The organism is Halomonas sp. SSL-5 (genome assembly GCF_030708455.1).
GTDB lineage: Bacteria > Pseudomonadota > Gammaproteobacteria > Pseudomonadales > Halomonadaceae > Halomonas.
Genome location: NZ_JAUYWF010000010.1, coordinates 158,872 through 179,227 on the forward strand (window position 1 = coordinate 158,872; position 20,356 = coordinate 179,227).

Consider the following 20,356-nt stretch of genomic DNA (forward strand, 5'->3'; position numbering starts at 1 on the left):
GTGTACGCCGGCGCCGGGCATCGAGTGAAGCCGAGCCCCTGGAGAGACGACACCCCTTGGCCACGCCCCCCCTGCGCATCCGCCACCGCCTGACCTCCCCGCCGCTGCTGCAGGGCGAGGCGCCCCGAGTGGAACGCACGCCGCCGGAGAGTCGCGCGCGGCGGCGCCTGCGCGCCTGTGAGGAGTGCGACTGGGTCGTGGCACTGCCACCGCTGCGCCCCGGCGAAAAGGCCGACTGCCCGCGCTGCGGGCATACCCTGGTCAAACGCCACTTCCGACCCGCCCAGCGCAGCATGGCCCTGGCCCTGGCGGCCCTCATGGCCCTGGGCCTGGCGCTCGCCTTTCCCTTCCTCAGCTTCAGCGTGGGCGGCATCGGCAACCGCATCGAACTGACCCAGACCGCCACCACCCTGATCGGCTTCCACCAGCCGGTGGTGGGCGGTGCGGTGATCATGACCATCGTCGTGCTCCCGGCGGTCTACCTGGCCGGGGTGATCTGGCTGCAACTGGGGCTGCTGCGTGACGACCCGCTGCCGGCCAGCCGCACCATCGCCCGTTCGCTTGCGCACCTCACCCCCTGGATGATGGCCGATGTGTTCATCATTGGCGCCCTGGTGAGCCTGATCAAGATCGCCGGCATGGCCGACATCGACCTGGGCGTATCGTTCTGGTCATTCTGCGCCTTCGCCCTGCTGCTGCTGATGACCACCCAGTCGCTGGATGCCGACTGGATGTGGTTCTCCCTGACCGGTGAACCCCGCGCCCCGGAGGGCACCCGAACCGGGGAGACCGCCGCCCCCCAGGGACTCTCCGGCTGTCACACCTGTGGCCTGATCGGCCGACTCGATGCCAACGGCCATGGCCGTTGCGCGCGCTGCGGCGAGACACTGCATGCCCGCCACCCCCACAGCGTGCAGCGCACCTGGGCCCTGCTGGCCGGCGCGTCGATCATGTACATCCCGGCCAATGTCTACCCCATCATGACCACCACCAGCCTGGGCCAGAGCTCTCCCTCCACCATCGTCGGCGGGGTGGTGGAGCTGATCCAGATGGGTTCCTGGCCGGTGGCCGCGATCATCTTCATCGCCAGCGTGATCGTGCCGGTGGGCAAGCTGGTGGCGCTCGCCTGGTTGTGCCTGGTGGTCCGCCGCAGCAGCGAGCTCAACGCGGCCACCCGTACCCGGCTCTACCGTCTCACCGAGCTCATCGGTCGCTGGTCGATGATCGACATCTTCGTGGTCGCTATCCTGGTGGCGCTGATCCGCGCCGGCTCGCTGATGTCCATCGAGCCCGGCCCCGCCGCCCTGGCCTTCGGCGCCGTGGTGGTGATCACCATGCTGGCCGCCATGACCTTCGATCCCCGCCTGATCTGGGACCGCCCGCTGCCCCGCAGCGAGCGCTCGCCACGCACGTCCCTCCCCCATGGACGACACCCTGAAGGAAATTCCGGATGAGTGAAGACGCACCCCGTCACGACGACGCCTCCGACCCCCTCCAGCGTGCCAGGGCCACGCCCCAGGCGCGCTTCTCGCCGATCTGGATCGTGCCCATCGTGGCGCTGCTGATCGGCGCCTGGCTGGTGTGGGACAACTACCGCAGCCGCGGCCCCCAGATCACCCTGACCATCGGCAATGCCGAGGGCATCGAGGCCGGCAGCACCCTGATCAAGACCCGCAACGTGGAGGTGGGCCGGGTCGAGCAGGTGCACCTCTCCGAGGACCTCTCCACTGCGGTGATCACCGCGCGCATGGGGCCAGGCAACGAGGCGATGCTGGTCGAGGACAGCCAGTTCTGGGTGGTCAAGCCGCGCGTCGGCCGCGAGGGCATCAGTGGCCTTGGCACCGTGCTCTCCGGCGCCTATATCCAGCTTCAGCCCGGCCAGAGCGAGATCGAGTCCCGCGAGTTCGAGGTCAGCGACCAGGCCCCGGTGGCACCGGCCGGTGCCGCTGGCCTGCGCATCAACCTGATCAGCCAGCTGGGGAACTCACTGCGCGTCGGCGACCCGGTGACCTACCAGGGCTACACCGTGGGCCGCGTCGAGGAGGCCACCTTCGACGCCACGACCCGACGCATGCAGCATCGCGTCTTCATCGAGGCCCCCTACGCCAGCCTGGTCACCGACAGCACCCGCTTCTGGTCGGCCAGTGGCATCGACCTGCGCCTGGACTCCGAGGGCTTCCGGGTCAACGTCGAATCCTTCGAGGCCCTGCTGGGCGGTGGCGTCACCTTCGGTGTGCCCGAGGACCTGCCGCTGGGCGGCACGGTGGCGGCCGACACCACCTTCAACCTCTACCCGGACGAGGACACCGCACGCCAGGGGACCTTCAACCGTTACCTCGAGTTCGTGCTGCTGGTCGATGACTCGGTGCGGGGCCTCTCCAAGGGTGCGCCGGTGGAGTTCCGCGGTGTACGCGTGGGCACCGTGGCCGCCGTGCCCTGGAACTTCACCGCCGAGCAGCCCACCGGCCGCGGTGGCTTCGCCATCCCGGTGCTGATCCGCATCGAACCCCAACGCCTGGGCATCGAGAACCAGGAGGTCGACATCGACGAGTGGCGAGGACGCTATGAGCGTTTCTTCGAACTGGGGCTGCGCGCCACCCTCAAGAGCGGCAACCTGCTGACCGGGGCGTTGTTCGTGGATCTCAACTTCCACCGCGACCTCGAGGAGGAGTACGCGCCGCTGACCTTCGCCGAGCAGCGCGTCTTCCCCACCACCTCCGGCGGCTTCGCGCTGATCGAGTCGCAGATCACCGAGCTGCTGGCCAAGCTCAACGACCTGGAGGTGGAGCCGCTGCTCGCCGGGCTCGACCGCAACCTGCAAAGCTCCGAGGCGATGCTCGAGGAGGTGCGCACCCTCTCCGCCTCACTGCGCGAAGTGCTCGAGGATCCGGGCACCCGCGAGGTGCCCGCCAACCTCAACGCCACCCTGGCCGAGCTGCGCGACACCCTGGAGGGCCTCTCGCCGGAGTCCGCCGCCTACCAGGAACTGGTGAGCGCGGTGGAGCGCCTGGAGCGGCTGATGCGCGACCTGCAGCCGGTGGCCCGGACCCTCTCCGACAACCCCCGCGCCCTGCTGTTCGACAGCCTGGACGCCGAGGATCCCACGCCCCGCGCACCGCGGGACTGACCCACTATGACCGACGCCCTGGAGACCCCGAGATGAAGGCAAGGAGATGGATCGGCGCCGCCCTGACGAGCCTGCTGCTGGGCGGCTGCGCCAGCAGCACACCGGCACCCGAGCGCTACACCCTGCCCGCCGCCCAGGTCCAGGACGCGGCCGGTGCCGAGGCCCGCCACCAGCTGCTGCTCGCCTCGCCGCGGCTCGCCCATTACCTCGACGTGGATGGCATCGTCATGCAGGTCGACGACATCACCCTGGTGGAGGCCCGCGGTCACCAATGGGCCGAGGCCCTGGGTCGCCAGCTGCAGCGCGCCCTGCGCGACCGCCTGGCGAATCGCCTGCCCGATACCCGGGTCATGCTCGACGAGCCCGGGAGCCGCGAGGCCCAGGCGCTGCGCCTGACGCTGGAGATCGACCGCTTCCAGGGCCGCCACGACGGTCTGGCGGTGATCGGCGGGCGCTTTCGGCTCTACGCCGCCGATGGCAGCCTGCTCGCCATGCACAGCCTGGACGTGGAGAGCGCCCTTGCGGCCGACGGCTACCCGGCGCTGGTGCGCGCCCTGGGCCGTGGCTGGGACGAGGTGGCCGAGCGGCTCGCCACGGTCATTGAGCAGGAGCGCCGGCAAGAGTAGCTGCGCCGAGGCCAGCGATCTGGCATAATGGCGCTCGCGGCACTAAAGCGAGTCCCTCCTGCCGCGCCCTGACCCCCGAATTTTTCACGCCCCGGCCCGGGACTGGTCACGCGCGACTGCGTGGCACGGCCGAGGTGTTCTGCGGAGACCGCATGACCTTTTCCGACCTCGGCCTGCGTGCCGAACTGCTCCGTGCCGTCGAGGCACAAGGCTATACCACCCCGACCCCGATCCAGCTCAAGGCGATTCCTGCCGTGCTCAAGGGCGGCGACCTGCTCGCCAGCGCCCAGACCGGGACCGGCAAGACCGCCGGCTTCACCCTGCCGATGCTGCAGCGCCTGGCCGACGGCCCGCGTCCCGGCAAGCGCCAGGTGCGTGCGCTGGTGCTGACGCCGACCCGCGAGCTGGCCGCCCAGGTGGGCGAGAGCGTGGCCGACTATGGTCGCCACCTGACCCTGAAGAGCCACGTGATCTTCGGCGGCGTGGGCCAGCAGCCCCAGGTGGACGCCATTCGCGGCGGCCTGGACGTGCTGGTCGCCACCCCGGGGCGCCTGCTCGACCTGCAGCAACAGAAGCACGTCGACCTGTCCAGGGTCGAGATCCTGGTGCTCGACGAAGCCGACCGCATGCTCGACATGGGCTTCATTCACGACATCAAGAAGATCCTGCGCGTGCTGCCCGAGAAGCGCCAGAACCTGCTGTTCTCGGCGACCTTCTCCAACGAGATCCAGGCGCTGGCGGGCAAGCTGCTCGACGACCCCGAGATGATCGAGGTAGCCCGCCGCAACACCACCGCCGAGCTCGTCGACCAGGCGATCTATCGCGTCGACCGCGAGAAGAAGCGCGAGCTGCTGGCCCACCTGATCACCGCGCACGACTGGCATCAGGTGCTGGTCTTCACCCGCACCAAGCACGGCGCCAACCGCCTGGCCGAACAGCTCTCCAAGCAGGAAATCCCGGCCATGGCGATCCATGGCAACAAGAGCCAGTCGGCGCGCACCAAGGCGCTGGCCGCCTTCAAGACCGGCGACCTCCAGGTGCTGGTGGCCACCGATATCGCCGCCCGCGGCCTGGATATCGAGGAGCTGCCCCATGTGGTCAACTTCGAGCTGCCCAACGTCGCCGAGGACTATGTGCACCGCATCGGCCGCACCGGCCGCGCCGGCAGCGAAGGCCAGGCGGTATCGCTGGTCTGCGTCGACGAACACGGCCTGCTCAAGGGCATCGAGCGGCTGATCAAGCGCGACCTGGAGAAGCGCATCGAGCCCGGCTTCGAGCCCGACCCCAATGCCAAGCCCGAGCCCATCGAGAACGGCCGCAACCGTCGCGGCGGTGGCGGTGGCCGCGGCGGCAATGGCCAGCAGCGCGGTGACGCCGGCCAGAATCGTGGCCAGGGACAACGCCGGAGCGCCGAGCAGCCCTCGGCCACCCGCCGTCGCCGGCGTGGCGGCGGCGGCGGTCGCCAGCAGGCCTGACGCCGTACTGGCAGAGAGCATCGCAATATGCGAATGTAGTCCGCCTCCTCCACCAAATGTCTCACCACCATGCTGAAACGAATGTTCGGCAAGCAGCCCATCGAGGTCTGGGTGATAAAGCAGGTCGACAACGACCTGCTCCACCTGTGTGGGCGCGCCACCCTGCCCGCCAAGCCCAGCCGCAAGGCGGTGCTGGCGGCGCTGGCCGACTCCGCTTATCAAGGGCCCGTCACCATGGTGGCGGGCGGAGCCGTGCTCAATGCGCGACTCTTCCAGGCGCTGGTGTCGATCGACGAGTTGCAGCTGCTTCCCGATGGCCAGGCCCGCTGGCAGGGGCGCGACTGGCAGCTCGCCCAGGCGCCCCAGCGTTGCTGGACCTTCGAGGGTCGCCTGGTGGCCCGCCCGGACCCCCTGGGCGGCAGCGGCGCCCTGGTTAGCGCCGAGGATGTCTCCGGCATCCGCCGCCAGGCGGAGCAGGAGGCCCCCCGGCGGCCGGGCGAGGTGGTCTTCCGCCCCGAGAACCGCACAGAGGACCATCCGCTGATCGCCTCCCGTGACGCGGGGCCGCAGCGTGCCCCACGACCCAAGCCCGGCTGGGAACGACGCAACGATGATGGCTGAGCGTCCGCCGAAGGCCGGCCTGGCCCTGTTCATTGCCCTGATGGTGCTGGTGGGACTCAACCTGCGCCCCGCCCTCTCCTCCCTGGCGCCGGTGCTCACCCGCATACAGCAGGATACCGGACTCTCGCCACTGGCCATCGGGGCTCTTACCACCCTGCCCGTGCTCTGCCTGGGCATATTCGCCCCCATGGCCCCCTGGCTGGCCAAGCGCCTGGGACCCGAACGCGCCCTGGCCACCGGCCTGGCGCTGCTGGCCGCGGGCCTTGCGCTGCGTGGCGTGCCGCTGATCGCCACCCTCTTCCTCGGCACCCTGATGGTCGGCGCCGCCATCGGCGTGGCCGGCACCCTGCTGCCGGCCCTGGTCAAGCGCGAACTCCCCGCCGGGGCGGACCTGATGACCGGCGTCTACACCATGGCGCTGTGCCTGGGCGGGGCCCTGGGGGCGGGGCTGAGCATTCCGCTGGCCGATTGGCTGGGCGCCTGGCACCTGGGGCTTGCCAGCTGGTCGGCGCTGGCGCTGATCGCCCTGGTGGCCTGGCTGGCGCTGGCCCCCCGCCGCGACGAGGCGGCGCTGCCGGGGGGCGGCGGCTCGATGCGCTCGGTGCTGGGCCAGCCGCTGGCCTGGCAGGTCATGCTGCTGATGGGCCTGCAGTCATCGCTGGCCTATATCGTCTTCGGCTGGCTGCCCACCCTGCTGGTGGCCCGTGGCTACGGCGAGGCCGAGGCGGGCTGGATGATGGGCGCCTCGGTGATGGTGCAGTTGCCCGCCGCCCTGGCCGCCCCCTGGCTGGCGCGCCTGGGCCGGGACCAGCGGCCTGCCCTGCTCAGCGTGTTGTCGCTGAGCGCCACGGGATTCTGGCTGCTGCTGCAGGCCACGCCCTCCCTGCGCTGGCTCGGCGTGGTCCTCCTCGGCCTCGGCCAGGGCGGCAGTTTCAGCCTCGCCCTGACGCTGATCGTGCTGCGCACCGGCAACTCGCGGCTGGCCGGCAAGCTCTCCGGGCTGGCCCAGGGCGGTGGCTACACCCTGGCCGCCATGGGCCCGCTGGGCGTGGGCGTGATGCTCCAGTTCGGCCTGGGCCTCACCGCCATCACCGGCGTGCTGGTGGCCATCTGCGCGCTCGCCGCCGGCTTCGCGCTGTTTGCCGGCCGCAATCGCCGCCTGGAGATCGACGACGGCGGGCAGGTGGTGACCCGCTGACGGTACGCCGCCTGCACCGGGTCAATGCCGGAATGCCGCCCCACCGCTAGACTGAGGGCAGTGCATCGCCAGGAGGGCCCGCAGTGGATGACGGCAAGGAGATCGCCCTGGAGGCCCAGGGGCTGACGCGCCGCTATCGCATGGGCGAGGTCACCATCCAGGCCCTGCGCGGCGTGGATATGGCCCTCTATCACGGCGAACTGCTGGTATTGCTGGGCGCCTCGGGTTCCGGCAAGTCCACCCTGCTCAATATCCTGGGCGGCCTCGACAGCGCCAGCGAGGGCGAGGTGCGCCATATCGATCGTCACGGCCACGCCCAGGATCTCGGCCGCGCCAGCCAGCGTGAGCTCACCCGCTATCGTCGCCACCATGTCGGCTTCGTGTTCCAGTTCTACAACCTCATCTCGAGCCTCACCGCCCGCGAGAACGTGGCCATCGTCACCGAGATCGCCCGTGACCCCATGCCCCCCGAGACCGCCCTGACCCTGGTGGGGCTGGGCGAGCGACTCGACCACTTTCCCTCCCAGCTCTCCGGTGGCGAACAGCAGCGAGTGGCCATCGCCCGGGCCGTGGCCAAGCAGCCCGAGCTGCTGCTGTGTGACGAGCCCACCGGCGCCCTGGACTTCCGTACCGGCATACGCGTCCTCGAGGTGCTCGAGACGATCAACCGCGAGACCGGTGCCGCGGTGGCGATCATCACCCACAACGAGGTGATCGGCGAGATGACCGACCGGGTGATCCGCCTGCGCGACGGCAGGGTCGACGAGATCCAGGCCAATGCCCGTCGCCGCCCCGCCTGCGAGCTGCGCTGGTGAGCCCATGACCCGCACCCTGGACCGCAAGCTGCTGCGCGACCTGTGGCGCCTCAAGGGCCAGGCACTGGCGATCGCCGTGGTGATCGCCGGCGGCGTGATGACCCTGATCATCGCCGTGACCACCCTGGACGCGCTCTCCGGTGCCCGGGACCGCTTCTACGCCAGTCACCACTTCGCCGAGGTATTTGCCGACGTGAAGCGCGCGCCGCTCGGCCTGGTCGAGCGCCTCCAGGAGATCGAGGGGGTCAACCTGATCGAGCCTCGGGTGCAGGCCGCCATGCGTCTTTCGCTGGCCGGCTTCCGGGACCCCATCCGCGGCCTGGCACTGTCGATCCCCGACGGTCGCCAGCCACTGCTCAACCGCCTCCACCTGGTCGCCGGTAGCCTGCCCGAGGCGGGCCGCGACGACCAGGCGGTGGTCTCGGACGCCTTCGCCGAGGCCCACGGCCTGGTGCCGGGCGACCGCCTGGAGGCGATCATCAACGGGCGCCGTGTTCCTCTCAGGCTCACTGGCATCGCCCTGAGCCCGGAGTTCCTCTACCAGGTCGCCCCCAGCGACCTGATGCCCGACTATCGACGCTACGCCGTGCTGTGGATGAACCGCCGCGCCCTGGCCAACGCCCATGGCATGCAGGGCGCCTTCAACCGCCTCAGCCTGACCCTGCAGGCCGGTGCCCGCCGCGAGGAGGTGATCGACGCCCTGGACCTGGTCCTGGCCCGCTACGGCGGCACCGGTGCCTGGAGCCGGGATGAGCAGCCCTCCCACCGCTTCATCGAGGAGGAGCTCGCCCAGCAACGCATCCAGGCCACGGTGCTGCCGGCGATCTTTCTCTCCGTGTCGGCCTTCCTGCTCAACGTGGTGATGGGCCGCCTGATCCAGACCCAGCGCGAGCAGGTCGCGATGCTCAAGGCCTTCGGCTATCACGACCGTGAACTGGCTCGCCACTTCGCCCTGCTGGCCGGGGCGATCGTGCTGCTCGGCTGGGCGCTCGGGGTGTCGCTCGGCGCCTGGGCCGCGAGCGGCCTGGCCACCATCTATCGCGACTATTTCCGCTTCCCCGAGATGCCCTTCCGGATACCCGCCTGGGCGCTGCTCCTGTCGCTGGCCATCGTCAGCCTGGCAGCGCTCCTCGGCACCTGGCGGGCGGTGTGGCGAGCGGTACGCCGCCCGCCCGCCGAGGCCATGCGCCCCCCGGCACCGCAACGCTTCCGCCGCACCTGGCTCGAGCGCCTGCTGCCCGGGGCGCTGCTCGGCCACGCGGGGCGTATCGTGATGCGCAACCTCGGCCGCCATCCCGCCAAGGCGAGCCTCTCGGTCACCGGCATCGCCCTCTCCGTGGCGCTGCTGATGATGGGGGCCTATCAGCTCGATGCGGTGGAGGCGATGGTCGACCAGCAGTATCGTCAGGTGCTGCGCATGGACGTGGAGCTGACCTTCAACGAGCCGACATCGACCCGGGCCCTGGGGGAGCTGCGCCACCTGCCGGGCGTGCTGGCGGTGGAGGGCTGGCGCCGGGTCCCGGTGACGCTGATACACGGCCATCGCGAGGAGCGCACCGCCCTGCTGGGCATGGAGGCCAGGCCGCAGCTGCGCCAGGTGCTGGACGCTCAGGGTCGCCCCCAACGCCTGCCCGAGGCGGGCATGATGCTGACTCGCTGGCTGGCCGAGTCGCTGGACGCCCGGGTAGGTGACACCCTGGAGGTGCAGGTGATGGAGGGCAGGCGCCAACGCCTGGCGCTCACCCTCACCGCACTGGTGGACGAGCCGCTGGGAGTGGGTGCCTATCTGCCGCGCCGACGACTCAACACCCTGCTGGATGAAGGGCCCGCGATCAGCGGGGCCTGGCTGCTGGTGGATGATGCCCACCGCGAGGCACTCAACGCGGCTCTCTGGGAGATGCCCGGGGTGGCGGCCATTGGCCTGCTGGATGAGGCCGAACGCGGTATCCGCGACTATCTGGACGAGACGCTGCTGCTGTTCGCGCTGATCTTCGTGGCCATTGCCTCCTCCATCGCCTTCGGCGTGGTCTACAACGATGCCCGCATCGCCCTTGCCGAACGGGCACGGGAGCTGGCCACCCTGCGGGTGCTGGGCTACACCCGAGTGGAGGTGGCCCGCATCCTGCTCGGCGAGATCGCCCTGGTGACGCTGGTCGCCATTCCACCGGGCTGGGCCCTCGGGATTGTCTTCAGCCGCCTGCTCAACCAGGCCTTCAGCAACGACATGTTCCGCATCCCGCTGGTCCTCACCCCCCAGGCATTCGGCATCGCCGCCGGTGGCGTGCTGGTGGCATCGCTGCTGGTCGGTATCATGCTGGTACGTCGCCTGAACCGGCTGGACATGGTCAGCTCGCTCAAGGCGTCAGCTTAATCGGGGAGAACCGTGATGAGACCGTCACACCGCTGGATTCGCCGCCTGGCCTGGGGCCTGGCCGCCCTCGTCCTGCTGCTCCTGCTGGCCTGGGCGCTGCGCCCGGCGCCGGTGGCGGTGAACGTGGCCCGGGTCGAGGTCGCGCCCTTCGTCGAGTCGGTGACCGAGGAGGGGCGCACCCGGCTGCGCGATACCTGGAACGTCTCGGTGCCCATCGCCGGCTACCTGCAGCGGGTGACTCTCGAAGTCGGCGACGCGGTGGAGCGGGGGCAGGTCCTGTTTCGCCTGGAACCCAGCCCCGCCCCGGCACTCGATCCACGCTCGCGCCAGCAGGCCGAGGACGCCCTGCATGTCGCCGAGGCGCGGCTGCGCGCCGCCCAGGCCAACCTGGAGACGGCCCGCGCCGAGCGACGCTTCACCGAGGCCGAGTTCGAGCGCTACCAGACGCTGCACCGGCGCAACCTGGTCTCCGGCACCGACCTGGATCAGCGGCGCAGCCAGCGCGACCGCCAGCGTGCCGTGGAGCGCTCCGCCGCCTCCAGCGTGGAGGCGGCTCGCTTCGAGGTAGAGAGCGCCCGGGCCGTCCTGGCGATGGACAGCGGCCAGCGCGGCGACATCGAGCACCCCGAGCTCGAGGTGCGCTCGCCCATAGAGGGCACGGTGCTGAACCGCTACCGCTGCTGCGAGGGGAGCGTGGCCGCCGGTGACCCGATACTCGAGCTCGGCAGCCTGGATACCCTGGAGGTGCAGGTCGACCTGCTCTCCATGGACGCGGTCAGGGTGCGTCCCGACATGCCGGTACGCCTCACCGGCTGGGGGGGCGAGGCTCCCCTCGACGGCCGGGTGCGGCGCATCGAGCCCGCCGGCTTCACCCGGGTCTCGGCGCTGGGCGTCGACGAGCAGCGAGTGCCGGTGATCGTGGATTTCGCCACTCAGAGTGCTCCCGCCGAGCTGGGCCTGGGCAGCGGCTTCCGGGTCGATGCCGAATTCCTGATCTGGCAGGCCGATGAGGTGCTGCAGCTGCCTACCAGCGCGCTGTTCCGCGCCGATGGCCAGTGGTCCGTGTTCCGCGTCGCGGATAAGCGTGCCCGGCGCGTCGCGGTGACGCCGGGGCGGCGCAGCGGGCTGGTCACCCAGGTGCTGGCAGGCGTGGAGGCCGGGGACCGCGTGATCGTGCACCCCGGGGAGCGGGTCGAGGATGGCATCCGGGTCGCAGTGGCACCATGACAGCCGATGGGCTGGCACCCTGGGGTTGTGACGCCACGACCACCGCGTATCATTGGGCGCTGCCATCGCCCCGGAGCCGCCCATGACCGCCCCCGTATCCGACCCTTCTCGTCCCCTGCTGGTGATCTACACCGGCGGCACCCTGGGCATGTGCGAGACGCCCGAGGGGCTGGCGCCGGGCGGCGATATCGCCGAGCGCCTCGCGCACGCCCTGGAGCAGCTGCCACCGGGGTGTGGTGCCGGTTTGCCACCCTACCGGCTGCTCGCCTTCGACGCGCCCATCGACTCCAGCGCCGCCACCCCCTGCGACTGGTCGCGGCTGGCCGGGGTGATCGCCGCGCGCTACCGCGACCACGCCGGCATCGTGGTGCTCCACGGTACCGACACCCTGGCCTGGAGCGCCGCGAGCCTCGCCTATCAGCTGCAGGGCATCGACCGCCCGGTCGTGCTCACCGGCGCCATGCAGCCCCTGGAGGCACCGGGCAGCGACGCCGCACAGAACGTGGCCCTGGCGCTGCGCTATGCCGCCAACCCGGCGCTCCAGGAGGTCGCCATCGCCTTCGGAGGCAGGTTGCTGCGCGGCGTGCGCGCCCGCAAGTGGCATACCCGAGACACGGCGGCCTTCACCAGCCCCAACTATCCGCCGCTCGGCGAACGGGTCGGAGAAGACGCCGTGCTCTATGCGGGCCGCGGGCTGGAACGACAGCAACGCGGCGCACCCCGCTTCGAGCTGCCCGACTACGCGCCCCTGGGCGATGGCGGGGTGGCCCGCATCGCCCTGTGGCCGGGCATCACCGCCCGCCAGCTGGCGGCCTGGCTGGAGGATTCCCACCTCAAGGGGGCCCTGCTCGAGGTATGGGGAGGCGGCAACCTGCCCGAGGATCCGGCCCTGCTGGGCGTACTGGCCAGGGCCAGCGGCGAAGGCAAGCTGCTGGCCGCCATCAGCCAGTGCCCGCATGGCGCCATCAACCCGGGGGACTACGCCGCCGGCCAGGGGCTCAAGGATGCCGGGGTGCTCTCGGGCGATGCCATGACGCCAGAGGCGGCCCTGACCAAGCTCGTGCACCTGCTCGCCCAGCCGCTGGCAGACGCCGATCGGCGGCAACGCTTCCTTACGCCGCTGGTCGGCGAGCGGTTGTGACACCGGCCGAGGGCCAAACGTTGACGCCGGTCAGGCAAGGGCCGCACCAACCGGCTATGGTGGGAAGGGCATTCCCTGCGGTCGCCGCGTAGGCACCGCGCCCCAACCCACGCAAGGAGCGCCGTCATGGAACACCCCGACCATCCCTTCACCGAACTCTTCGAGCAGCTTGGGCTCGCCTCCGAGCCCGAGGCGATCAAGCGCTTCATCGACCGTCACGCCCCGCTCCCCGAGGATGTCGCCCTGCCCGACGCCGCCTGCTGGAACGAGGGCCAAGCGGAGTTCCTGCGCGAGGCGATCGAGGAGGACGCCGACTGGGCCGAGGTGGTCGACCACCTCAACACCTCGCTGCGCAAGGGGTGACACCCGGCACGATCCACACCATGCCCTCTTATCCAGGCCATGCCCCTATCCAAGCCCTAAAAGCCAAAAGCCCGCCCCTCGTCGAGGGGCGGGCTTTTGGCATTGTCGGCTGGCTGCCGGACCCGGCAGTGCCTAGTAGAGCACGTCGCGGATCACCCGGTAGATGATCTCATTGGCGGCATCGACGAGGATCGCATCGGGGCCGACGCGACGCCACTCGTAGCCCTCGTAGCGGGGCAAGTCCCGCAGCGCGCGCTCGTCGAAGCGCTTGGCGATCCCCGGAGGCAGCGGCTTGCCGCGCTCCAGGTTCATGCGAATGCCCGGGGGCAGGCCAGCGCGCTCATCCGCACGGACCCAGTCGCGGCGCTCGCCGAAGAGGCGACGCAGGTCACGTTCGTCGATGATCGGCCCGTCGCGATCGCGATAGTCGCGGCGGTCATCGTAATCGCGGCGTTCGCCATAGTCCCTACGGTCATCGCGGTCGCGATACCTGTCGTAGTCACGGCGCTCGCGGTCACGATAGTCATCGTCACGACGCTCGCGGTAGGCCTCCTCGCGACGCTCGCGCGTTTCCCGGGTCTCCTGCTGCTGTTTCTGCTTCTGCTGGCCAGGGGGTGCCTTGCGCTGTTCCTGGCCTTGGCCCTGGCCGCGGCCGGGATTGTCGGCGGGCTGGGCCAGCGCCGGGCCGGCCGCCAGCAGCAGGGCCAGGCCGGATGCGGCCATGGCCGTACGCAGATCGATTCGCTTGCTCATGAGAACCTCCGGTTCCATGGGTGGATGACTCTAGCCTAGTCCCCAATCATGCAGCCGGTATGGATTCCATGTCGGCAGTCTGCGACATACGAGCGGCGACGGACCAAGCAAGCCAACGACCGGGATCAGTCGAGGTCGCGCATCAACAGCGCGAACTCGATGCGCTCGGGGGCGATCGCCTCACCGGGCACCGGGATGCGCACCACGTGTCCGGAACCGGGGGCGGCGCCCACGGATTCGCCGCGGCGGTTCTCGATATGCTCGAGGGTGAAGCGGCGATTGCCGCCCGGCAGCATCAGCTCCATGCTGTCTCCCGCCTCGAAGCGGTTCTTGACGTCGATCTCCAGCACGCCGCGGTCGGGATCGTAGCCGATCACCTCGCCGACGAACTGCTGGTGCACGCCCACCGAGTTGCCGCGCTCGTAGTTCTGGTACTCGTCATGGACATGGCGGCGATAGAAGCCCTCCGTATAGCCACGGTTGGCCAGGTTGTCGAGTTCGTCCATCAGGCGCATGTCGAAGGGGCGTCCCGCCACGGCATCGTCGATGGCCCGGCGGTAGACCTGGGCGGTGCGCGCCACATAGTAGTGGGACTTGGTGCGCCCCTCGATCTTGAGCGAGGTGACGCCCATCTCGGTCAGGCGCGGTACGTGCTGCACGGCGCGCAGGTCCTTGGAGTTCATGATGTAGGTGCCGTGCTCGTCCTCGAAGATCGGCATCAGCTCGCCGGGACGCGTGGCATCCTCGATCAGCGCCGAGAGCTCGTCCTGGCCCTCCACCCCGCCGGCGGTGGCCGTGCTGTGACGGGTACTGCCGCCGCCGGAGGCGATCAGTCCACCCTGCGCGCCTCCCTCTCCCGGGGTCCAGAGGCCACTGGCGGAATGTGCCGCGGCCGAGTTGGCCGGCACCAGGTCGCCGGTCTCGTCGTGGGATGCGGCCACGGTGTTGTACTGCCAACGGCAGGCGTTGGTGCAGGTGCCCTGGTTGGGATCGCGGTGGTTGAAGTAGCCGGAGAGCAGGCAGCGCCCGGAGTAGGCGATGCACAGCGCGCCGTGGACGAAGGTCTCGATCTCCAGATCCGGACACTCGGCGCGGATCTCGGCGATCTCCTCAAGCGAGAGCTCACGGGAGAGGATGATGCGGCTGATGCCCTGCTGCTGCCAGAACCGGGCCGCCGCCCAGTTGACCACGTTGGACTGCACGGAGAGGTGGATCACCTGCTCCGGCCAGCGCTCGCGGATCATCATGATCAGGCCCGGATCGGACATGATCAGCGCATCCGGGCCGGCCTCGATCACCGGCTCCATGTCACGCAGGTAGGTCTTCAGCTTGCTGTTGTGCGGCGCGATATTCGAGGCCACATAGAACTGCTTGCCCCGCTCGTGGGCATAGGCGATGCCCTTGTGCAGGTTGTCGAGCTTGAAGTCGTTGTTGCGCACGCGCAGGGAATAGCGCGGCTGGCCGGCATAGACGGCATCGGCGCCGTAGGCGAAGGCGTAGCGCATGTTCTTGAACGTTCCCGCCGGGGAGAGCAGTTCGGGAGCTTGCATGTGGGATCACCGTTGTCAGGACGATGGCGCCACGGGGGCGCTTTAAATGAGGGGCGCATATTATAGCAGCAACCAGCACGCTATAGGGCCATGGCGAAAGGCGCTGGCAACAGGCCGGCACCCGTTTGCCTCAACCTGAGGGTCCAGTAGAATGCATCCCCTTCCGGACCGGACCCCGGAACGCCGCGCTGCGGCGCGACAAATTCTCCGACCAGAGTGACCCCATGACTTCTTCTGCTTCCCCCACGGCGGCCAACCCCGCCACCGTGGTGATCTACTCCGGCGGCATGGACTCCTTCACTGTGCTGCACCGCGCCCTGCGCGAGGGGCTCGACGTCCATGCCCTCTCCTTCGACTACGGCCAGCGCCATGCCCGGGAACTGGAGGTGGCCGAGCGCGTCTGCCGCGGCCTCGGCGTGCCGCACCAGGTGGTGGATATCCGCGCCATCCACGGGCTGATCGACAATTCCGCGCTGACCGACCCCGGCCGCGAGCTACCCGAGGGCGACTACGCCGAGGAGAACCTGACCGCCACGGTGGTGCCCAACCGCAACATGATCCTGCTTGCGCTTTCCATCGCCAAGGCGGTCAACATCGGCGCCGAGCGAGTCGACTACGGCGCCCATGGCGGCGACCATGTGCTCTACCCGGACTGCCGCCCCGCGTTCGTCGACGCGATGAACGCCGTGGCGGGCATCGCCAACTTCGAGGCCGTCGAGATCCATGCGCCCTACCTGCATGCCAGCAAGGCGGAGATCCTCGCCGACGGCCTGGCCATGGGGCTCGACTACGTCGACACCTGGACCTGCTACCGGGGCGGGCGGCTTGCCTGCGGGCGCTGCGGCAGCTGCCGCGAGCGGCTGGCGGCCTTTGCCGCCAACGGCGTGACGGATCCCCTCGACTATTGTCAGCGGCCCGACCCTGCCGACGACTATTCGCAGCGGCCCGCCCCTGCCGACGACTATTCGCAGCGGCCCGACCCTGCCGACGGCTATTCGCAGCGGCCCGAACCCACCGCCGATTCGTCACAGTACCCCGCCGGAGAATCCTGATGTACCACGTCAAGGAGGCCTTCTACACCCTGCAGGGGGAAGGCGGCCAGGCCGGTCGCGCCAGCGTGTTCTGCCGCTTCTCGGGCTGCAACCTCTGGTCCGGCCGCGAGCAGGACCGGGTCGCGGCGGCCTGCCGCTTCTGCGATACCGACTTCATCGGCAGCGACGGCCAGAACGGCGGGCGCTTCGCGGATGCCGCGACCCTGGCCGCACACCTGACGGCGCTGTGGCCAAGCCCGGCCAGCCCCGAGACAGGAGCCACCACCCCCTATGTGGTGTTCACCGGGGGCGAGCCACTGCTGCAACTCGACGAGCCGCTGATCCAGGCCATGCATGACCGTGGCTTCGAGGTCGCCGTGGAGACCAACGGCACCCTACCCGCCCCCGACGGCATCGACTGGCTCTGCGTCAGCCCCAAGGGCGACAACGCCCTGGCCATTACCGAAGGCAATGAGCTGAAGCTGGTCTACCCCCAGGCGGATGCAAAGCCCGAGCGTTTCGCCCGGCTGGCGTTCGACCACTACTTCTTGCAGCCCATGGACACCGGGCCTGCAGGGCGCGCTGTCGGCAGGTTGGCCAGCACCATGGGCGAGACTATTGCCGACACGACTACCGACACCATGGCCGCGAGCGTGGCCTATTGCCTCGCCCACCCCCAGTGGCGGCTGTCGCTGCAGACCCACAAGATCACGGGGATCGACTGATGACGCTATTCGTCAACCGCCTGACCCAGCTCGACGTCTCCTGGTGGTGTCCGACCCGCGGCCTGGTCGGGGCCAGCTGGCACGTGGACGTGGAGCTCGATGGAGAGCTCGGCGAGGACGGCATGCTGTTCGACTTCGGTGAGGTGAAGCCGTGGATCAAGCAACGCCTGGACGCCGACGCCGACCACACCTTGCTGGTGCCCACCCACGCGCCGGGACTGGAGCTACATGACTGCCGCGAGGGGCTCTGCGTGCGCACCACCCTGCCCTGGGCCATGGAGCTGCGTGCGCCGCACCAGGCGCTGACCCTGCTGCCCTGGCAGGAGATCCGGGCAGAGCGCCTGGCCGACCACCTGGCGGCGGAGCTGATGCGTCGGCCGCCGCCGCGGGTCAGCGACATTCGCTTGCGCCTGCGGGAAGAAGAGATCGAGGGGGCGGCCTACACCTACAGCCACGGACTACGCCGCCACGCCGGCAACTGCCAGCGCATCGCCCATGGCCACCGCTCACGGCTGCATATCTGGCAGCTGGGAGATCGCATGCCGGGCCTTGAGCGCCAGTGGGCCGACTGGCTGGCGGATCGCTACCTGCTCGACGAGGCCGATATCGTCAGCGACGACGCATCGATATGGCAGCAGCAGCTGACCACCGGCTACCGCACGGACCAGGGTCAATTCTTGCTGAGTCTGCCGAGGGAACGCTGCCATGTGCTGCCGACGCCGACCACGGTGGAATGGATCGCCGACTGGCTGGCCCGGCAGATCGCCACTGAGACGGGAGTCGCGACCCGCGTACAGGCCTTCGAGGGCATCGACAAGGGCGCCATTGCCCATGCCAGTCCATGACGACCAAGATCGACAACTCAGCCGCAGAGGCCGCAGTCAAAGACGGTTGCCGCCCGGGCTGTGGGGCCTGCTGCATCGCCCCCTCGATCTCCTCGCCGATCCCGGGGATGCCCGCGGGAAAGCCCGCGGGGGTGCGCTGCGTGCAGCTCGACGACGCCAACCTCTGCCGGCTGTTCGGCGATCCGCGCCGTCCGGCGGTCTGTGCCCGCTTCGACTTCGATCCCGAGTTATGTGGCAGCCACCGCGACCAGGCACTGGCCCGCATCGCCGCGCTGGAGCTGGATACCGGGGAGCTGCCAGGTGAGGGGTAGGACGTCCGGCGTCAGGCGCTCAGCCCGAGGCGCTGCAGGGTCTGCAGCAGCTCCCTGACGCGCTCGGCAGAGAGCTCGTACTCCGTCATCAGAGCCTCGAGGCGCTGCTCGAAAGGCTCGCCAGACTCGACCGCTGCGGCGTGTTCTACCGACGCCGCTGGCCTGCACTCGAGGTCGACGCTGGACTCGGCCGCCGGAGAGGACTCCAGCTCGCGCAACGCCTCGGCGAAGGCGTCGTCGAGCTCACGGAACTGGCGAAGCTTATCGCGCTCACCCATGGCGTTGCGTGGTGTGTGATGTTTCATGCCTGATCGTCGTGTAGCGGGCGAACGGGAAGTGCGCGCGGCACGGCCGCCCGAGTGGGGAAACGGCGAGTATACCCGTCTGCAGCGCCATCGCTAAGGGGCTCTCCCCCTCCCAAGGAATTACGCAGGCATTACGTCGCTGACCCGGGCATGGCTTGCCTGCAGAGAAACTATGCAACAGCGCGCAAAGATGTATTCCAAACTTGCCTTTGTAGTTGATTAGAACGCATAAAGGAATCAGGCACGACACGCGACCACACCCCGGATTGCGAGGCCTCAGCAACTGCCTGGCAAAGAAGAGGGCCGGGCCAATGCCCGGACGGGATCATCCGCAAGGAACAGGGCCGGACAATGTTCAACGAGATTGTGCGAGCAGAGATCTGGCTGCAGGACACCCTGGATAGCCAGGAAAGCATGGCGGCGCTGGCCGAGAGACTGGGCTACTCCACCTCCCAGGTCAGGCGGCGTTTCCGCCAGTACTTCGGCATGTCACCCAGCGCCTATCGTGAGGCCCTGCGGCTCGAGAAGGCCGGCAGGCTGCTGGTCCATACGCCGCTCGGCATTCGGGAGGTCGCCAGGCGCAGCGGCTATGCCAACCACTCGGCCTTCAGCCGTGCCTTCCTGCGCCGCTTCCGCTGCAGCCCGCGGGAACACCGCCAGGTGGGGCGCAGGGCACTGGCCGAGGCGGCCAGTGGGCTCAGCCTGGATGTCTCGCCATGGATCAGGCAGGTGCCATCCTGTGCGGCGGTAGTGGCACGCCAGTATGAAGCGACCGATACGCTTCCTTCTCCCGATAGCTGGCACAGGTGCCTGAATGGCTATCAACTGCCCCTGCCCGGTGCCCCCGAGCGGGCAGCGGCCATCATGCTGATGTATTCCCCGGGTCCCGACGCCGCCCTGCCCAGGCGCGATATCGGCGTTCTGGTGGATGGGCGGGCGGCAGACTCCCTGGCCATTCCGCCCTCGCTGCGCATGCTCCGGCTGCCCGAGGCTCGCTGTGCCTGCCTCGACCTCCCCGATCCCGCCGGACTCGAGCCCACGCTGGCGGGAGTGTTGGCAACATTGCCCGAGATGTCCGAACACTACAGTGGCGATCCCGTCCGCCTGATCAAGGGAACTTCGGGAGTCGAACTCCAGTTGCCCCTGCTCGAGACCGGCTGTCACTGCTGACGTGGCCATATGAAAACGGCGCCCGAAGGCGCCGTTTTCATGTTTGCCGGTCTACATATCAAAACCGAGCACAGCGAAGATAACTCGCAGGCTTACTCTTCGACACGCACCAGCCAGGACTCGACGGTATCGGAGCCGAACTCGTCCTTCCAGGCCTTGAGTGTCTTCTGGTTGCCACCGCGAGTCTCGACGACTTCACCGGTATTGGGATTCTTGTAGATCTTCAGCTTGCGCTTGCGGCGCGTGCCAGTGGCGGCGGAAGCAGGCGCCTTCGGAGATGAGGTCGCCGGCTTCGGGTCGAGCAGCGCGATGACGTCGGCGGCACTCTTGTCGAACTCCTTCATCAGCGCCTCGAGCTTGTCCTTGAACTCGAGCTCACTCTGCAGACGCTTGTCGTTCTGCAGCTTGTCCAGATTGGACTGGAGTTCCTTCAGCTGCTGTTCCATCTGCATGTATTCGTTAAGAAGCGACATGGGCAATATTCCTTGGGTGAGTTCGGCAGAAAACGTTTCAAAAGCCAATGGCAGAAAACAACGGGGCGGATATTATGCGCGATTTACTCAATATCTGGCAACAGTCTGGATGACTCGCTTACCTAGTGCAAGTTGGCAAAGTTCATCGACTTCATTACTGAATCAACTACCCGGCGGAAACATTGCGCGGGTTGTTTGACTCCTGAAAGTCCTGAACCCAGGCGTCACA

The 20,356-nt window shown here is 68.9% G+C and carries 20 protein-coding genes; 16 read left to right on the plus strand and 4 right to left on the minus strand.

Translation table 11 applies throughout. The features are described from left to right. Positions 1–89 precede the first annotated feature (89 nt). The 11 genes from RAN53_RS13230 (at position 90) to RAN53_RS13280 (ending at position 12,964) form a co-directional block, all read left to right on the plus strand. On the plus strand, positions 90–1,454 hold the full coding sequence (locus RAN53_RS13230; protein ID WP_414842988.1) for a PqiA/YebS family transporter subunit: 1,365 nt from the start codon (positions 90–92) through the stop codon (positions 1,452–1,454). Beyond that, the gene (gene pqiB / locus RAN53_RS13235; RefSeq protein ID WP_305797284.1) at positions 1,451–3,127 is read left to right on the plus strand and encodes an intermembrane transport protein PqiB; all 1,677 of its coding nucleotides are present in this window, start codon (positions 1,451–1,453) and stop codon (positions 3,125–3,127) included. The genes RAN53_RS13230 and pqiB overlap by 4 nt, the downstream gene beginning before the upstream one ends. 32 nt (positions 3,128–3,159) lie before the next feature. After that, complete coding sequence (locus tag RAN53_RS13240) at positions 3,160–3,753, plus strand: membrane integrity-associated transporter subunit PqiC (RefSeq protein ID WP_305797285.1); 594 nt, start codon at positions 3,160–3,162, stop codon at positions 3,751–3,753. A gap of 152 nt (positions 3,754–3,905) precedes the next feature. After that, positions 3,906–5,228 (plus strand): DEAD/DEAH box helicase, encoded by a 1,323-nt coding sequence (locus tag RAN53_RS13245; protein ID WP_305797286.1) that lies wholly within the window; start codon positions 3,906–3,908, stop codon positions 5,226–5,228. 69 nt (positions 5,229–5,297) lie between these two features. Further along, positions 5,298–5,849 (plus strand): hypothetical protein, encoded by a 552-nt coding sequence (locus RAN53_RS13250; protein WP_305797287.1) that lies wholly within the window; start codon positions 5,298–5,300, stop codon positions 5,847–5,849. Then, positions 5,839–7,047 (plus strand): MFS transporter, encoded by a 1,209-nt coding sequence (locus RAN53_RS13255; protein WP_305797288.1) that lies wholly within the window; start codon positions 5,839–5,841, stop codon positions 7,045–7,047. The genes RAN53_RS13250 and RAN53_RS13255 overlap by 11 nt, the downstream gene beginning before the upstream one ends. An 83-nt stretch (positions 7,048–7,130) precedes the next feature. Beyond that, positions 7,131–7,862 (plus strand): ABC transporter ATP-binding protein, encoded by a 732-nt coding sequence (locus RAN53_RS13260; RefSeq protein WP_305797289.1) that lies wholly within the window; start codon positions 7,131–7,133, stop codon positions 7,860–7,862. A gap of 4 nt (positions 7,863–7,866) precedes the next feature. Then, positions 7,867–10,233, plus strand: a complete 2,367-nt coding sequence (locus RAN53_RS13265; RefSeq protein WP_305797290.1) for an ABC transporter permease — start codon at positions 7,867–7,869, stop codon at positions 10,231–10,233. 15 nt (positions 10,234–10,248) lie between these two features. Then, positions 10,249–11,460 (plus strand): efflux RND transporter periplasmic adaptor subunit, encoded by a 1,212-nt coding sequence (locus RAN53_RS13270; RefSeq protein WP_305797291.1) that lies wholly within the window; start codon positions 10,249–10,251, stop codon positions 11,458–11,460. A gap of 82 nt (positions 11,461–11,542) precedes the next feature. Next, the gene (locus tag RAN53_RS13275; protein WP_305797292.1) at positions 11,543–12,601 is read left to right on the plus strand and encodes an asparaginase; all 1,059 of its coding nucleotides are present in this window, start codon (positions 11,543–11,545) and stop codon (positions 12,599–12,601) included. 126 nt (positions 12,602–12,727) lie between these two features. Beyond that, a complete protein-coding gene (locus RAN53_RS13280) occupies positions 12,728–12,964 on the plus strand; it encodes a DUF2789 domain-containing protein (RefSeq protein ID WP_305797293.1) in 237 nt (78 codons plus the stop codon). Positions 12,965–13,096: 132 nt separating this feature from the next. Here the strand turns inward: RAN53_RS13280 and RAN53_RS13285 are convergent, their stop codons facing one another. Both RAN53_RS13285 and yegQ read right to left on the minus strand, forming a co-directional pair. Beyond that, on the minus strand, positions 13,097–13,717 hold the full coding sequence (locus tag RAN53_RS13285; RefSeq protein WP_305797294.1) for an anti-virulence regulator CigR family protein: 621 nt from the start codon (positions 13,715–13,717) through the stop codon (positions 13,097–13,099). A gap of 125 nt (positions 13,718–13,842) precedes the next feature. Beyond that, on the minus strand, positions 13,843–15,267 hold the full coding sequence (gene yegQ / locus RAN53_RS13290; protein WP_305797295.1) for a tRNA 5-hydroxyuridine modification protein YegQ: 1,425 nt from the start codon (positions 15,265–15,267) through the stop codon (positions 13,843–13,845). Between the two features lie 224 nt (positions 15,268–15,491). On the opposite strand from yegQ, the gene queC reads away from it, so the two are divergent. The 4 genes from queC to RAN53_RS13310 are packed head-to-tail and all read left to right on the plus strand — an operon-like array spanning position 15,492 to position 18,179. Next, positions 15,492–16,319 carry a 7-cyano-7-deazaguanine synthase QueC gene (gene queC, locus RAN53_RS13295; RefSeq protein WP_305797296.1) on the plus strand — a complete coding sequence of 276 codons (828 nt, stop codon included), beginning with the start codon at positions 15,492–15,494 and terminating at the stop codon, positions 16,317–16,319. Beyond that, complete coding sequence (gene queE, locus RAN53_RS13300; protein WP_305797297.1) at positions 16,319–17,023, plus strand: 7-carboxy-7-deazaguanine synthase; 705 nt, start codon at positions 16,319–16,321, stop codon at positions 17,021–17,023. Before queC ends, queE begins: the two co-directional genes overlap by 1 nt. Beyond that, the gene (locus RAN53_RS13305; protein ID WP_305797298.1) at positions 17,023–17,868 is read left to right on the plus strand and encodes a 6-pyruvoyl trahydropterin synthase family protein; all 846 of its coding nucleotides are present in this window, start codon (positions 17,023–17,025) and stop codon (positions 17,866–17,868) included. The genes queE and RAN53_RS13305 overlap by 1 nt, the downstream gene beginning before the upstream one ends. Beyond that, positions 17,865–18,179, plus strand: a complete 315-nt coding sequence (locus tag RAN53_RS13310; protein ID WP_305797299.1) for a YkgJ family cysteine cluster protein — start codon at positions 17,865–17,867, stop codon at positions 18,177–18,179. Before RAN53_RS13305 ends, RAN53_RS13310 begins: the two co-directional genes overlap by 4 nt. An 11-nt stretch (positions 18,180–18,190) precedes the next feature. On the opposite strand, the gene RAN53_RS13315 is transcribed toward RAN53_RS13310, so the two are convergent. Beyond that, positions 18,191–18,484 (minus strand): hypothetical protein, encoded by a 294-nt coding sequence (locus RAN53_RS13315; protein WP_305797300.1) that lies wholly within the window; start codon positions 18,482–18,484, stop codon positions 18,191–18,193. A 351-nt stretch (positions 18,485–18,835) separates the two neighbouring features. On the opposite strand from RAN53_RS13315, the gene RAN53_RS13320 reads away from it, so the two are divergent. Further along, positions 18,836–19,654 carry a helix-turn-helix transcriptional regulator gene (locus tag RAN53_RS13320; protein WP_305797301.1) on the plus strand — a complete coding sequence of 273 codons (819 nt, stop codon included), beginning with the start codon at positions 18,836–18,838 and terminating at the stop codon, positions 19,652–19,654. A gap of 92 nt (positions 19,655–19,746) precedes the next feature. Here RAN53_RS13320 and RAN53_RS13325 read toward each other — a convergent pair whose 3' ends face one another. Beyond that, positions 19,747–20,127, minus strand: coding sequence for a histone-like nucleoid-structuring protein, MvaT/MvaU family (locus RAN53_RS13325; protein ID WP_305797302.1), 381 nt, complete (start codon positions 20,125–20,127; stop codon positions 19,747–19,749). Positions 20,128–20,356 lie beyond the last annotated feature (229 nt).